Origin of the sequence: Flavobacterium supellecticarium (assembly GCF_004801375.1) — a bacterium.
Taxonomy (GTDB): domain Bacteria; phylum Bacteroidota; class Bacteroidia; order Flavobacteriales; family Flavobacteriaceae; genus Flavobacterium; species Flavobacterium supellecticarium.
In genome coordinates this window covers 297,146-313,549 of record NZ_SSNZ01000001.1, presented here as the reverse complement: position 1 = coordinate 313,549, position 16,404 = coordinate 297,146, and the positions used below count along the sequence as shown (strand labels likewise).

At 41.6% G+C, this 16,404-nt stretch carries 12 protein-coding genes; 4 read left to right on the top strand and 8 right to left on the bottom strand.

All coding sequences use genetic code 11. The annotated features are described in order from the left end of the window. Positions 1–119 precede the first annotated feature (119 nt). The 8 genes from acs to E6C50_RS01520 form a co-directional block, all read right to left on the bottom strand. Positions 120–2,027, bottom strand: a complete 1,908-nt coding sequence (acs, locus tag E6C50_RS01560; RefSeq protein ID WP_136401445.1) for an acetate--CoA ligase — start codon at positions 2,025–2,027, stop codon at positions 120–122. A gap of 22 nt (positions 2,028–2,049) precedes the next feature. After that, positions 2,050–3,945, bottom strand: coding sequence for an acetate--CoA ligase (locus E6C50_RS01555; RefSeq protein ID WP_136401444.1), 1,896 nt, complete (start codon positions 3,943–3,945; stop codon positions 2,050–2,052). Positions 3,946–3,959: 14 nt separating this feature from the next. Next, on the bottom strand, positions 3,960–4,325 hold the full coding sequence (locus E6C50_RS01550) for a response regulator transcription factor (protein ID WP_136401443.1): 366 nt from the start codon (positions 4,323–4,325) through the stop codon (positions 3,960–3,962). A gap of 1 nt (position 4,326) precedes the next feature. Further along, positions 4,327–7,026, bottom strand: a complete 2,700-nt coding sequence (locus tag E6C50_RS01545) for an ATP-binding protein (RefSeq protein WP_136401442.1) — start codon at positions 7,024–7,026, stop codon at positions 4,327–4,329. Between the two features lie 261 nt (positions 7,027–7,287). Continuing rightward, entirely contained in the window at positions 7,288–7,512 is a 225-nt protein-coding gene (locus tag E6C50_RS01535) for a DUF6814 family protein (RefSeq protein WP_136401441.1), read from the bottom strand. An 11-nt stretch (positions 7,513–7,523) separates the two neighbouring features. Then, positions 7,524–9,056 (bottom strand): MFS transporter, encoded by a 1,533-nt coding sequence (locus E6C50_RS01530; RefSeq protein ID WP_136401440.1) that lies wholly within the window; start codon positions 9,054–9,056, stop codon positions 7,524–7,526. A gap of 19 nt (positions 9,057–9,075) precedes the next feature. Then, positions 9,076–10,425, bottom strand: coding sequence for a porin (locus E6C50_RS01525; protein ID WP_136401439.1), 1,350 nt, complete (start codon positions 10,423–10,425; stop codon positions 9,076–9,078). 103 nt (positions 10,426–10,528) lie between these two features. Continuing rightward, on the bottom strand, positions 10,529–10,948 hold the full coding sequence (locus E6C50_RS01520) for an IS1/IS1595 family N-terminal zinc-binding domain-containing protein (protein WP_136401438.1): 420 nt from the start codon (positions 10,946–10,948) through the stop codon (positions 10,529–10,531). 161 nt (positions 10,949–11,109) lie between these two features. On the opposite strand from E6C50_RS01520, the gene E6C50_RS01515 reads away from it, so the two are divergent. The 4 genes from E6C50_RS01515 (at position 11,110) to E6C50_RS01500 (ending at position 16,400) form a co-directional block, all read left to right on the top strand. After that, entirely contained in the window at positions 11,110–11,706 is a 597-nt protein-coding gene (locus tag E6C50_RS01515) for a hypothetical protein (protein WP_136401437.1), read from the top strand. A 154-nt stretch (positions 11,707–11,860) separates the two neighbouring features. Then, positions 11,861–12,466: a flavin reductase family protein gene (locus E6C50_RS01510; RefSeq protein WP_136401436.1), complete on the top strand. Its 606-nt coding sequence runs from the start codon at positions 11,861–11,863 to the stop codon at positions 12,464–12,466. Between the two features lies 1 nt (position 12,467). After that, positions 12,468–14,765, top strand: a complete 2,298-nt coding sequence (locus E6C50_RS01505) for an oxidoreductase (protein WP_136401435.1) — start codon at positions 12,468–12,470, stop codon at positions 14,763–14,765. Positions 14,766–14,795: 30 nt separating this feature from the next. Beyond that, positions 14,796–16,400 (top strand): AMP-binding protein, encoded by a 1,605-nt coding sequence (locus E6C50_RS01500; RefSeq protein ID WP_136401434.1) that lies wholly within the window; start codon positions 14,796–14,798, stop codon positions 16,398–16,400. Positions 16,401–16,404 lie beyond the last annotated feature (4 nt).

Here is a 16,404-nt window from a genome sequence, read left to right as displayed (position 1 = left end):
AGAATTTTATTATTATTATTTTTATAAAGCACTACTATATAAATAATAAAGAGCCATAAAGGCTCTTTAAATAAGTTATATCCTAAAATTAAATTACTCTGTTGTTTAACAGAATATAATTACAAGCGTTCGTTTTTAATTTCTTCTACAATTTCCGGATTCAATAGCGTAGTGATATCACCAAAGTTTGAGAAATCGCCTTCGGCTATCTTACGCAAAATACGGCGCATGATTTTTCCGGAACGGGTTTTTGGTAATCCCGATACAAATTGGATTTTATCCAGTTTGGCAATGGGTCCGATATGACTCGCTACGTGTTCGTTGATCTCTTTTCGCAGGTTATCACGATCACGGTACTCTCCAATTTCTTTTAAGATAATAAAACCATACAAAGCATTTCCTTTGATATCGTGCGGGAAACCTACAATGGCCGATTCAGCCACTGCCGGGTGTTCGTTAATCGCATCTTCAATTGGCGCGGTTCCTAAGTTATGACCGGAAACAATCACCACATCGTCTACCCGACCGGTGATTCGATAATATCCTACTTCATCACGTAAAGCACCATCTCCGGTAAAATATTTACCCGGGAAAGCCGAGAAATACGTTTCTTTATAACGCTGATGATCCCCCCAAATTGTACGGGCAATCGACGGCCATGGGAATTTAACACACAAGCTACCTACAACCTGATTCCCTTCGATTTCATTGCGTTTTTCGTCCATTAATACCGGCTGAATCCCCGGTAATGGTAAGGTCGCATAGGTCGGCTTGGTTGGTGTGACAAATGGAACCGGAGAAATCATAATACCACCGGTTTCGGTTTGCCACCAGGTATCGACAATCGGACATTTTTTCTTTCCAACATGATCATTATACCAGTGCCATGCCTCTTCATTGATCGGTTCTCCAACGGATCCGATTACTTTTAAAGAAGATAAATCGTGTTTATCTACCCATACGGTACTTTCTTTAGCCAACGAACGAATGGCTGTCGGTGCCGTATAAAACTGACTCACTTTATGTTTGTCGATCACTTCCCAAAAACGTCCGAAATCCGGGTACGATGGTACACCTTCAAAAATGACTGTCGTCGCGCCGTTTAGAAGTGGACCGTATAAAATATAGGAATGTCCGGTTATCCAGCCAATATCGGCCGTACACCAGTAAATATCGTTTTCTTCGTAATTGAATATGTTTTTAAACGTATAAGCCGTATACACCATATAACCCGCCGTAGTATGCAACATTCCTTTCGGTTTTCCGGTCGATCCGGAGGTATACAGGATAAATAATGGATCTTCCGCATCCATAATTTCGGCTACATTATTCGGAATCGCCTCATCCAGTAAAGGTTGCAACCATAAATCGCGACCCTCTTTCATTTTTACTTCCGTGTTGGTTCTTTTGGCAACCAACACACTGGTAACCGTTGGACATTTTTCAAGGGCTTCATCTACAATCGATTTCAGATCGATGGTTTTGTTACCTCTATACGCACCGTCGGAAGTGATGACCATTTTACAACCACAGTCGATAACACGGGAGGCAATTGCCGAAGCTGAAAATCCGGCGAAAACAACCGAATGAATCGCTCCAATCCGTGCACAGGCCAATACAGCCACGGCCAGTTCCGGAATCATCGGTAGATAAATACACACCCGGTCCCCTTTTTTAATACCTTGTTCGCGCAATACATTGGCCATTTTGGCTACGCGATCGTACAATTCGTTATAGGTAATATATTGCGCCGGTTCTTTCGGATCGTTCGGCTCAAAAATAATCGCATTTTTATTCCCTCTTTTGGCCAAATGACGGTCAATACAGTTTTTAGTAATGTTGACTTTTGCATTGGTAAACCATTTAATATCGGCTTCGGCCATATCAAACTCCATTACTTTGTCCCAGGTCTGGTACCATGTAAAATTTTCTTCGGCTATTTTTCCCCAGAATTTACGTGGCTCCCGGATCGATTTTTTATAGTGTTTGAAGTATTCTTCTAAGTTGTTTATTTTATAATAACTCATAGTGTGTTTATTTTTTCATATTCTATTTAAATACACCGATGCCATAGCTTGTAAAAGCTTCGGTTACTTCACCGATGATGGTTTCATCATCGATGGTAGATGGGATTTGGTATTTCTCACCGTCTACAATACTTCGCAGTAATTTGCGAAGGATTTTACCGGAACGGGTTTTTGGCAAACGCTGCACAACGATCACATTTCGCAACGAAGCGACCGCGCCTATTTTTTCGCGAACAAGCTGAACAACTTCATATTCCAGTTGAAAATGCTCGGTTGTATCGCCCGATTTAATAACGGCCAATGCCAATGGAATCTGCCCTTTTAAGGCATCGTTAATTCCTATAACGGCACATTCGGCCACGGCATTGTGTGACGCTACAATTTCTTCCATTTCAGCAGTCGAAAGGCGGTGTCCCGCAACATTGATCACATCATCTACCCGACCGGTTATGTAAATATAACCTTCGTTGTCTTTATAACCACCGTCACCCGAAAAATAATAGCCCGGGAAACGGTTTAAATACCCGGCTTTAAAGCGGTTTTCGTCTTCCCAAAGACCCAACATGGTTCCCGGTGGCAAAGGTAGTTTTATTACCACATATCCTTCTTCGTTTGGTGGTAATTCTTTCCCGTTTTCGTCAAAAATAACGATTTCGTAACCGGTAACGGGTTTCCCGGCCGATCCGGGTTTTACCGGTAGGTATTCGACTCCCATCATATTGGCAATCATCGGCCATCCGGATTCCGTCTGCCACCAATGATCAATAACTGGAACCGGTACGTGTTGCCGGTACCATTCCAGTGTAGCCACATCACAACGTTCGCCGGCTAAAAATTGTATTTTCAGATGACTTAAGTCGTATTTTTTGATAAAGCTGCCGTCCGGATCTTCTTTTTTTATCGCGCGAATGGCCGTTGGCGCGGTAAACATAATGCGCACTTTGTGTTCGGCAATGATACGCCAATAGGTACTCGCATCCGGTGTTTTAATCGGTTTTCCTTCGAAGATTATGGTTGTATTTCGGTTTAACAATGGCCCGTATAAAATATAACTATGTCCTACCGCCCAGCCCATATCGGATGCCGCCCAAAATGTTTCGCCTTCCGGAATGTCGTATACGTATTGCATTGTAAATTTAAGTACTGTAGCATAACCTCCTGTATCTCTTACGATTCCCTTTGGTTTTCCAGTAGTGCCGGAAGTATACAGTATATAAAGCGGATGAGTAGCTGCTACCGGAACACAAGGTACTTCTTCGGATTGTAAAACTAATTTTTCATAGTCGACATCATAGTCCTGAAACGGTATTTTGGCTCCTAATTTCCGATTAAAGATGATCACTTTTTCCGGTTTATGTGCTGCCATTTCAATCGCTTCGTCAACCAGTGGTTTGTAAGCGATCAGTCGGTCGATTTCAATTCCCGATGAGGCCGTAATAATGGCTTTGGGTTTGGAATCGTCAATTCGGATGGCGAGTTCGTGTGGCGCAAAGCCACCAAAAACCATCGAATGCGTCACGCCTATTCGGGCACAGGCCAGCATTGCAAAAGCCACCTGCGGAATCATGGGCATATAAATAACTGCCGTATCGCCTTTGGTTAATCCTAAAGCGGTTAATCCGCCGGCGAGTTTTGCGACTTCGGATTTTACTTCGTGAAACGTATATTTTCGTATCGTTTGGGTTACGGGTGAATCGTAGATAAAGGCTATCTGGTCGCCATAACCATCTTCAATATGTTTGTCGATCGTTAGATAGCAAATATTCAGCTCTCCATCGGCAAACCATAGCGGATAACCGTTTTTGTCCTCAGACAGTATCGTTTGTGGCCGCTTATACCATTTCAGTACATCGGCCTGTTCTTTCCAAAAGCCTTCGGGATCGTCCAGACTTCGTTGGTAAAATTCATTATAATTCATGGTAAGTGGTTGTTTTAGTCCGTTAGCAATTCGTTGGTTTGCTCGACCAGTTTCTTGACCGAAAAGGGCTTGGTCATATATAAATCGGCGCCTAATGAAAGACCTCTTTCAATATCTTTTTCCTTGTTTTTCGCCGACAGAAATATGACTTTGCAATGTTGTAAACGCTCGTCTTTTTTAATTTGTTCGAGCGTCGCATAACCGTCGACCATCGGCATCATGACGTCGAGTATAATGATATCGGGCTGCTGAACTTTTAAGATTTCCAGCGCTTCCTGTCCGTCACGGGCAATAAATACCTCGTAATTGTTCTTTTTGAAGGTGTACTCCAACGACATGACGATATTCGGTTCGTCGTCAACAATTAAAATTTTCCGCATCTTATTCATTTTCTGTGCTATTGTATTGGGGCAATGTAAAATGGAAAACGGCTCCGTTTTCTTTATTTTCAGCCCATATTTTCCCTTTATGGTGTTCGATGATCTGTTTGCAAATCGCCAATCCGAGTCCACTTCCAACCGGTTTTTTGATGTTCTGGTTGGTCGACTGGTAAAATTTGTCAAAAATCGCATCCAGATCTTCCGGATTGATTCCTTTCCCATTGTCGTGGATGCTGGTTTGCAAATACGCTCCGGTTTCCATTACCGTTATCGAAATCTGACCGTTTGTTTCGGGGCAGAATTTCACGGCGTTCGAAACCAGATTTGTAATCACCTGAATAATCCGTTCTTCGTCATACCAGGCTTCCGTTACAGTTTCGGTTACAAAATGTACTACTATCTTTTTATTGCGAATCAGTTGTTGTAACGGTTCCAAAGCGGTAACTATTGTATGATCCAGACTGTTTTTTGCGCCATGAATCTGTTGCTTTCCGGTTTCGAATTTTTCGAGGTCTAAAATTTTATTGATCAACCTATTTAAACGATCGGATTCCGAAATGATGTTTCTTAAAAACTGCTTCCGTAATTCTTCCGGGATATCGTCATCGTCGTATAAAATCTCACTCGATGCTTTTATCGCGGTAATCGGTGTGCGCAATTCGTGGGTTACCGTATCGAGGAATTCATCTTTTTGGGCATCCTTTTCCAGCAGTTGTTCGTTAGCCTTTTGCAACTGAGCGGTTATTTGCTGTAATTCGTTGGAAGTTTCCGTTAGTTTTTTATTGATAATGATGTTTTCGCGGGATTCTTCCAGAATATGCAATACTTCCTGCAATGATACTTTTTCTTCTTTTACCACGCTTGAAATCAATATCCGGGCCGAAGCGGTTCCTATATGACCGGTGAGCAGGTTTTCGGCAAACTTGATCAATCGAGCGTCGGCCTGCTCCTGATTTTTGTCGACATTGTATTTTAGATTAAAAATCGTCAGGGCTCGTTTGGTACGTTCTTCTCCCAAAAAACGTTTGAGCACTTTTTCGATATCGCGAGTATAAGCCGTTCCTTTCCAGACAAAAGCGTTTTCGTGCATCGTACTGTATTTGTCGATATCGATAAACATTTCGGCATAATTGCGCTCGCGGTAGTTTCCTTTAAAGCTCACGGAAACCGCCAGATAAATGATCGTATTAAACAGTAAACTCCAGAAAAGTGCCTGCGGAATCGGTGCCAGATAATCCAGTCCGAATAACTGGAACGGTTTTAACAATTCGATTCCGGCCAGACCTTCGGATATAAAGGTACTACTACTGTTGGTAATCCCGATTCCATACGGAATCAGAAGGGTATAAACGCAGACTAAAAATCCGATCAGCATTCCGGAAATAGCGCCCAAACGGGATCCGCGACGCCATAATAGCGCCCCAAAAAAAGCCGGAGCCAATTGCGCCATAATCACAAAGGAAACCAATCCAATCGAAAACAGGTTGTAATCCAATACGTAAAAACGATAGATCAGATACGCAACAATGATCAATAGAAAAATACAAATTTTACGGATGTTTACGATCCGTTTGCTGTTTTTATCCTGAGTCTCACTTTGCAGCGTCCCCAGAAATCCGTAAGGAATTAAAAGATTGTTACTCAGCATGATCGATAATCCGATCGAAGCGACCACAATCATCGATATCGAAGCCGAAAAACCACCCAGAAATACCAAAACGGTTATTGTCGTATTATTAAAATATTGCGGAATTAACAGTGAATAGGTATCTGCGTTGGCTGTAGCTCCCGAAAACAGAATATTTCCGCCCCAAGCAATCGGATATACAAAAATATTAAACAGTAACAAATACAGTGGAAACAACCAGATGGCCGTTTTAATATGACTTTCCCGATTGTTTTCGACGACTGCCATCTGAAACTGACGCGGTAACAGAAACATTGCAAACAGCGACAACAGACATAAAAAGAACCAATTGAGTGCCTGCGGTAGCCCTCCAATCGTGTTCTTTTCGCGGAATCCTTCGATCAGGCTGGCTTTGGCATAAATATCTTCGAAACCGTCAAATACAAAATAAGTTACGTATACGCCTACCAGAATAAAGAAAAACAGTTTTAAAACCGATTCCATCGCAACGGCGGTTACGATTCCTTTTCTTTTTTCGGAGGCATCTACATAACGGGTTCCATAATAGGAGGCAAAAAGGGCAAGCGCAATAGCCACATAGGTTGTGGTATCGTTAAATACATTCGAACTGATCGAGGTTTGGGTTACGATTCTAAAGGTTTCGGCAATGGCTTTTAACTGTAAGGCGATATACGGAATGATTCCGATCACGCTGATAAAAGTCACCAACGCGCCCAAAAAACGGCTGTTTCCGTAGCGCAGGGAAATAAAATCGGCCAGACTGGAAATTTTGTTCACCCGCGAGATACGGATAATCTTACGCAGAATGACAATCCACGCCGGAATAATGATTACCGGTCCTAAGTATACCGTGAGGTAGCTCAGTCCCGAATGAGCCGCTACTCCAATACTGCCATAATACGTCCAGGCCGAGCAATATACAGCCAGCGAAAAAGCATAGACATACGGATTGTTGGTCCATTTACTGTTGGCTTTTTTTTCGGCCCAATGGGCTACAAAAAATAAGATCCCCAGATAAAACAACAATATGATCAGTAAACTATAACTACTCATAATATCGTTTTACCACTAAAAATGAAACCACTATTGAAAATATCCATATAGAAAAAAAGTAGCCGTAAATTACCGGGATTCCCAAAATGGCATCGGCGTGATCGAAAAGAAGCACCAATGGCAAATTAAAAGCCAGTAATAAGGCTAGAGATAAGATAACTAATTTTTGTTCGTGCCGTTTTTTCATGTGTTCTACAAAACCAAAGGACCCCGGAGTTCCAAAGAATTCCGGAGTACCCATAATAACCAGGTAGTTATAGGTTAATCTTCACTATCATATTCTCCGATAAGGGCATAATAGCCAAAGGTTCCCAAACCTAATACGATTAAGGGCGTCAGGATAAACAGAATGATGATTCCAAAAACCAAATCGTCCTGTTTGCCGGTCACAAACTTTGGTAAGCCGAATATAAAGATACAAAAATAGGCTGCGGCTACAGCTAATAATAGCCAAACAATTCCGAGTATTCTTTTTATGTTGTTCATAAATATGCCTTTTAGTCGTTACTATTGTTTTTGTTGTTAATATAAAACATCCCTATCATAAAGCTGATCGCCGCAATGATAATCGGATACCACAATCCTTCCAGATAAAAGGTTGGATTGCCGTTGTCTTTTGCTACCGTTACCAGATAGGTCGAAATCGCCGGTAACAATCCTCCGAAAATTCCGTTTCCGACATGATACGGTAATGACATTGAGGTATATCGGATTTTTACCGGGAACATTTCTACTAAGAAAGCTGCAATCGGACCGTAAACCATCGTTACAAAAATCACCTGAATAAATACCAGAAAGATCAGCATCCATCGGTCGGATGAATTAATTGTCACGGTTGTTTTTAGGTCAGTTTTGGCTTTTCCGTCCACGATAATCGGCTTACCATCTTCCAAATGAACGGTTTTGATTTGCGTCCATCGGGTTCCGTCAGTAAATTCTTTGGTCGTTGTATAAACGGAATCAATCGTTTGATGTACATTTTCTTTGGTTATTGCCACAATTTTTGTTTTTTCGGCCATTTCCGTTTTTAAAGTCACATCGGTAGTTTCGTACATCGCTTTGTAAATCGGTCGGTATAAAAAGATCGCCATTAGCATTCCGGCCATCATAATACTTTTGCGCCCTACTTTATCACTCAGCCATCCGAAGACTACAAAGAACGGCGTTCCAACCAATAGTGCGATTCCTAATAAGGTATCCACCTGCGTGGAATCGACACTCATTACAGTTTTTAGGAAATTCATTGCATAAAACTGACCGGTATACCAAACCACTCCTTGTCCCATCGCGGCTCCGAATAAGGCTAGTAATACAAATTTAAGGTTATAACGGTTTCCGAAACTTTCTTTTAACGGATTCGCACTGGTTTTTCCTTCGGCTTTCGCTTTGGCAAATACCGGCGATTCGTGCATGTTTTTACGGATCAGATACGACACCAATACCATCAGGATCGATACCCAAAACGGTACACGCCATCCCCATTCGTCAAATGCCGATTCTGATAAAGTTGTTTTGGTTAACAAAATCACCATCAGCGATACAAACAATCCTGCCGTAGCCGTCGTCTGAATCCACGAGGTCCAATACCCACGTTGTCCAACCGGTGCGTGCTCGGCGACATAAGTGGCCGCTCCGCCATATTCGCCACCCAATGCCAATCCTTGTAATAAACGAAGGACTAACACTAATAACGGCGCCATAAATCCTATGGTTTCATAACTCGGAATACATCCGATTAAAAACGTGGCACCTCCCATTAATAACAGGGTTACCATAAACGTATATTTACGTCCGATCATATCACCCAGACGACCAAAAAACAAGGCGCCAAACGGACGAACGACAAATCCTGCGGCAAAAGTTGCCAATGTCGATAAAAAGGCGGCCGTTGGGTTATCGGCCGGGAAGAATTTGGTAGAAATCACTACCGCCAAACTTCCGAAAATATAAAAATCATACCATTCGATCAGTGTTCCTACAGAAGAAGCGGTGATTACGCTCCAGATTCCTTTTGTTGATTTATTACTCATAAATGTGGTTCAGTGTTGGTTATAGATAAATTTGCAGTTGTACCAGGAAATCCCCTCTCATCCCGTCGATATTGTCTTTGGCAATATAAACCGGTCGTGTAGAATACTGTGTGGTGATTTTAGCATGGTGCCCGTCCAGAAAGAAATTGGCACCGATGTCAAACTGCGAACTGGATTTTTCGAGTGCTTCGAATTTTTTATACGTATACGCTCCGAAAGGCTGAATGCGAACAACCGGTTTTTCGGCTTTACACGGTAATAAAAATCCGGCTTGCGTATACCAGATGGTTCCGGTTCCGATCATCGGTTGGGTGTTCCCTGCTCCGGCCAAAGCTCTGTCGCCGGTAAAAGACGGATCGGCAGCACCCACATTCATAATTCCGATATTGCGAAGGTAGTTGGGACCAAAATCGTAATCGTATAAAACGGAATAAGCTGTTAGCGCCATTTTCTTTTCTTTAGCACCTAATGGTAAATCCAAAAAGGCATCGGCGGAAAATAATTTCATATCGTGTTTTTGAACCACACCATTGACAGAAGTTCTGGTCGCGTCCGGAGCGGTATAAAATCCGGCGCCAAGGTTAAAGACTTTTTTGGTTCCAAGGTAAGAACCGACTTTATACGGTAGTAAATTCGATTCCTGTTCTAAAAACTGATATTCGAAATAACCAGCTTTCGACCAACGGGTGTTTCCGCTATTGTCTACGGCTACCGCATTATCGGCATTGGTAACATCTACCGGAGCGGTGTTGGTGGCGAATGGTTTATTGATGCTCATACGGTATTCAAATTTTCCGTATTTCCCTTTGGCAAATAAGCCAACCTGACGTGCAAACTGATCGGCATTATCGATTAAAGGCCAGTTAAAAATCGGAGCATCAATGGTTAGGAAATTTAAAGTTGAGGCCATCGTCATACGGGACAATCCCATATAGTAATGCAATCCGCCTCCAAGTGATAAACTGAATTTTTTACCCGCCTCCGGTAAAACGACTGCGTATTCGTTCCAGGCATCATGAAAAAACATCCCCGGCTTTTTGGTCGATCCAGTCGGACTGGTAAAGGTTTGATTGTTAATTCCGAAGTGCGTTACAATCATATAACGTTTGGAAATTTGAGCGTACGCCAGCATTCGTAAACGCCGGTTACCGATATCGGTATTGGTAGTCGCCGGTTCGTCGGCAATCATTGTTCCGGGATTCATTTCGGAAGAGCGAAACCAGATTTGATTCCAGGCGATAAAACGCATGTATTTGGAACCGTCTTCATTGAAATTTACTTTTAATCCCGAACCGTAATCCGTCGAACCCTGAGAATAACCTTCTGCTGCGAAAAAGAGCAATCCGGCTAGTAAAATGATTCGTTTCATAAAGTACTGTAATTTGGTTGTTTTTTTGTTTTTTGCTTCACCAAATTCTAAAAATGAAACGGAAGGAAAAATTTTGTATATATATTTTTGTAAAATACTATAGTTAATCTTTAAAACGCTCCCATTTTATCAGCATAAACTTGTCGCCCAACTCTGTTATGATCATCCCTGCTCCGGATAATTGATCTTTATTTTTCAGGTATTCGACGAGTTCCAAATGGCTAAAAATCTTATAGGTTGGATGATAATCGCCCTGTGTTAGTCTTTTTATGCGAAATTCTTTTACCCAATTACTTACGGTAACGTGGGAAACCCCTAAAATACGCTCGATTTCACGATAACTCAGCCCTTCGAGATAGAGCTGTAATGCTTTGGTTACGTAGTAATCGTCTATCTTTTTGCCCAATTTGTTAACGGTAAAATAATAGTTGCATTTTTTACATAAGTATCTTTGTTTCTGATTGATAACGCCGCTTTTTACAATAGCATTGGTTTTGCACTTCGGACAAGCTAAAATCTCCATATATACTAATTTTGCATAAATATAGTATTTTAGCAAATATATACCTAACAATAATTCATTTTTTTAAATTAAAAATTACATTATACACATATTTAAACAACTATATTTACATTAAAAATAATAAATATTGCTTTTCTAAAAATATACAACCTATACTTATAATGAAATACCTGTTTGTATTCGCCTTTCTATTCTCATTCTTTTTTGGCCATTGTCAGGAAAAAAATAAACTTTCGGAAGCTGTAAAAACCGAAATTTCCGCCGACTCGATTGAAAGGGCTTTTTTGGATGAAAAACTATTCTACACCACCGTTATCCGATTGCATCCCAACAATGCTGCTTTTATTTTTATTGATAATGATTATGTGACACAAAGCATTAAAGATGTTTCCGTCAAAAAACTATACGAAACCAGCGAATACTTGTCTCCCGAAAACCGGGAAGCTTTTTATCAAAAAATTAGCAATGCCCTTCCAAAAGAAGATATTCGTGTTTTTGATCGGATTTGGAGTGTAAAGGAAGTGCGGCAGCAAATTGGCGGCGATGGTGGCTTGCACACTTTGGTAACCTGGATTACCCAAAAACCAACTGCAAAAGATCCCTACTATTATATTGAAGTACGCCGATTGTATCTCGAACGACTTGGAACTTGTATCCCAATTGGCTATATTAAAATGCACAGCAAAACCAATGACCTTTTGGTGATGGATACCGAAGGCGAATACCTTCCGATAGCCAAATGGCGCAAAATCAAATAGTTTCACAAAGTAGTATCCGTTTGTGATAGAAAGCCTTTAAAAATGCAAGATCAGCAAAGATTATAATATAAAAATACAGAGTACTTATTTTTATTTTGATAAAAATATCAATTATAAAAAAAAAGGCTTAATTTGCGATAAAACAAACAACACTATGCATTTTGATCCGTCTGTATTGGACCAATCGGCAGTATACAAACTACTAACCGGTACAGTAATTCCCCGTCCTATTGGATGGATTTCCTCGATTAGCAAAGAAGGTGCTGTAAATCTGGCGCCATTTTCATTTTTTAATGCGGTTGGCGAAGATCCGCCTCATGTAATGTTTTCTACCGTTCGCCCAAATAACACCAATAAAGACACTTTAAATAATGTGCTGGAAACCGGCGAATTTGTGGTCAATTTGGTTACGGAAGATCTCGTTGAAAAAATGAATCTGACTTCGGCCAGCGTTCCACCCGATCAAAACGAATTCGAATTGGCACAACTCACACCTGCTCCATCACTTGTTGTAAAAGCACCACGGGTTTTAGAAAGTCCGGTGGCGATGGAATGCAAAGTCGTACATCACTATTCGCTGGAAGATCATCAACACGGTGGCGCGACAATCTTGATTGGAAGAGTGGTTATGTTTCATATCGACGAAGCCATATTATCTGATAATTACCGAATCAACATGGACGTTTACCGACCTGTGGCGCGTTTGGCAGGATCAAATTATTCAAAATTAGGAGAGATTTTCTCCATTAAAAGAGCTTAAAATGAAGATTACAGTTATTGGTGGCGGACCCGGTGGTTTATACTTCTCAATCCTTACCAAAAAAGCATTACCGCATTGCCAGATTGACTTATACGAACGCAATAAAGCAGACGATAGTTTCGGTTTTGGCGTCGTTTTTTCCGATGAAACTTTAAGTGAATTCCTTACCAAGGATCCCAAATCATACGAATTAATACGCAGTCGTTTTGCGTATTGGGACGATCTGGACGTTGCCCGCGATGGTGAGGTCGTTCGAATTACCGGAAACGGTTTTTGCGGTTGTTCCCGAAAAACGTTATTGGAACTATTACAGCAACGTTGCCGCGAAGAAGGCGTTAACCTGCATTTCGAGTCCAATCTCACCGATCTTTCCCAATTTAGCGATAGCGACTATATTGTAGTTTCCGACGGTATTAACAGTATTTTCCGCGATCAGATGCCGGAAGCATTCGGTACGCAAAAGGTACTCAAAAACAATCGCTTTGTATGGATGGGTTCTACGCGACCACTGGATGCTTTTACGTATTTTTTCCGAACCACACCTTATGGAACGTTTGTAGCACACACCTATCAATATGAAGCCGGTCGTAGTACCTGGATTTTTGAATGCTCGGACGAAACCTGGCAAAAAGCCGGTTTTTCGGAAACCGATGAAGCCGACACTATTCTAAAACTGGAAAATCTATTTAAGGAGGAACTAGATGGTCATACACTGATCTCCAATCGTTCACATTGGCGACAGTTTCCGGCGATTACCAATTCCAATTGGCATAAAGACAATATTGTTTTACTAGGCGATGCCAAAGCAACCGCGCACTATTCTATTGGTTCAGGGACAAAACTGGCCATGGAATGTGCTATTGCGCTTTCGGAAGCCGTTAGCAATCATCAAACCGACACCAAAGCAGCATTTGATCAATACGAAAAAGTACGCCGTAACCGTGTCGAAATGATCCAATATGCCGCAAATGTGTCACTCGATTGGTTCGAACATATGGACCGCCATAACCAACACGATTTTATGCAGTTTGCTTTTGGTGTGATGACACGATCCAAAAAAGTAACCTTCGAAAATATGGCGTTACGCGATAGTAGTTTTACACAAAAAGTTTTATCCGAATTCAATACCAAACATCAAAATAAACCGGAAACTCCGGCCGCATTTACGTCGTTTCAATTACGGGACATGATCGTAAAAAACCGAATCGTAATGAGTCCGATGGGACAATATTCTGCTGAAAACGGTTTGGTTTCCGATTGGCATTTTATACATTACGGAGCTCGTGCCACAGGTGGCATTGGTTTGATTTTAACCGAAATGACAGCTATTTCCGAAACCGGACGTATCACTTTAGGTTGTCCGGGTATTTATACTAAAGAACAGGTCGTTAACTGGAAAAAAATAACTGATTTTATTCATCAGAATTCCAATTCCAGGATAGGCATTCAACTGGGACATTCCGGACGAAAAGGTGCCATTAAAAAACCGTGGGAAGGAACACAGGAACCCATTGAAAATCCATGGAACTTATTATCCGCTTCGGCAATTGCTTATAACGAAAAAATGGCCGTTCCAAAAGAAATGGATCTCCACGATATGGAGCAAATCCTAAACAAATTTGTACAGGCTACCAAAAATGCCGACGAAGCCGGTTTTGACATGATCGAGCTACAAGCGCATCACGGTTTTCTGTTAGCCTCTTTCCTTTCGCCGTTAACCAACATGCGTCAGGATAGTTTTGGCGGTAGTATCGAAAACCGTTTAAAATTTCCATTATTGGTATTTACCGCAATGCGTGCTGCGTTCCCGAAACACAAACCGATGTCGGTGCGTATTTCGGCATCCGACTGGGCCGAAAACGGGCTTACAGAAGCAGACAGTATTCTAATTGCTCAGGCTTTTAAAAATGCCGGTGCCGATATCATCAACGTTTCAACGGGAAATACGGTAGCCAATCAACAACCGGTTATGGGGAGAATGTGGCAAACACCTTTTTCCGATACAATTCGCAACACCGTTTCGATTCCTACCATTACCACTGGTTATATTCAGGATATTGATCAAATCAATACCATCCTGCTAAATGGACGTGCCGATTTGGTAGCATTGGGACGACCGTTGTTACTCGATGCGAATTTTGTTCGAAATGCACAGGCCTACGAGCAGTTTCAAACGGATGATATCCCAAAACAATACCGTATGGGGATTTCGCATTTATATCCGTTAAAAGGCTCGGAACGCAAAGCCACCGAGGGTATGAAAAAATTACTGAAACCGGAAAGCCATAAAAATGCCTGATACAACACCAACTGTTTAACTATCCCAAAAATGAATCATTACCACGATAATTTCGCTCATAATAGTCTTCCGGCTACAAAATTACAGCCGGAATACCTTTTTGATCATCCGGATTTTGAGTTCCCCGAAAACCTGAATTGCGTTGCACCTTTACTGGATATCCATATTAAGGAAGGCCGCGGCAATCAAATCGCAATCCGTACGTTCGATTCGGTTTGGACCTATCAGGATTTATACGACAAAGCCAATCAGATTGCCAATTACCTGATCGACGATACCGGTTTTGTTTCCGGAAACCGGGTTTTAATCCGTTCTGCCAACAATCCGATGTTTGTAGCGTGCTGGTTTGCCATATTAAAAGCCGGTGGTATCGTAGTCGCTACAATGCCTTTATTACGGGAAAAAGAATTGTCGGTAATGATCGAAAGTGCGCAGATTAGTCATACTTTTTGCGATTACCGTTTAGGAGATGAAATGGACCTGGTATCGGAACCCGCCTTACAAAAAGTAATCTATTTTGACGGTTCAGAACAAAGTGAACAGGAGCTTGAAAAGGCAATAGCTGGAAAAGCAACACATTTTGAGAACTATCCTACCCGATCGGATTCGGTGTCTTTAATCGGGTTTACTTCCGGAACAACCGGAAAACCGAAAATGACCGCTCATTTCCATCGGGATGTGATTCTGATTTGCGAAGCTTTTCCAAAATACTCTTTACAACCAAAACCGGATGATGTTTTCACCGGAAGTCCGCCGTTAGGGTTTACCTTTGGTTTGGGCGGTTTGGTTTTGTTTCCATTCTATTATGGTGCGTCGACTTTTTTAATTGAAAAACCAAGCCCGGAACTACTACTACAGGCGATACAGGAATACAAAATCACGGTTTGTTTTACCGCTCCTACCGCCTGGCGTATTTTGACCACAAAAGTTAAAGATTACGATATTTCTTCGTTACGAAAGTGTATTTCTGCCGGAGAAACATTACCTTTAAAGGTCTGGGAAGACTGGTATAATGCTACCGGACTGAAAATCATCGACGGAATCGGAGCGACCGAAATGCTGCATATTTTTATTTCGTCTAACGAAGACAATATGAAAAAAGGCGCTACCGGTGTACCGATTCATGGCTATGAAGCCAAAATCGTGGACAAAAAAGGAAATGAAGTACCAACTAACGAACCCGGAAGGCTTGCCGTTCGCGGGATTACCGGTTGCCGTTATTTAAACCGCACCGACAAACAAAAAGAATATGTACAAAACGGCTGGAATATAACGGGAGATATCTTCCGAAAAGATGAAGAGGGTTATTTCTGGTTTGTAGCCCGTGGAGACGATATGATCATTTCGTCAGGCTATAATATTGCAGCCATCGAAGTAGAAAATGTATTGCTCACCCATCCGGAAATTGCCGAGTGTGCCGTAGTTGGATTACCCGACGAAGAACGCGGCATGTTGGTCTGTTCCTATATTGTATTAAAAGACAAAACCAAAGCGGGTCCTGATTTGGGTAAAGCCATTCAAAACTGGTTTAAAGAAGTGGCAGCGCCCTATAAATATCCAAGGGAAGTTCGTTTTATGGACAATCTGCCTAAAACAGAAACCGGCAAAATACAGCGTTATAAACTAAAACAGTAATACT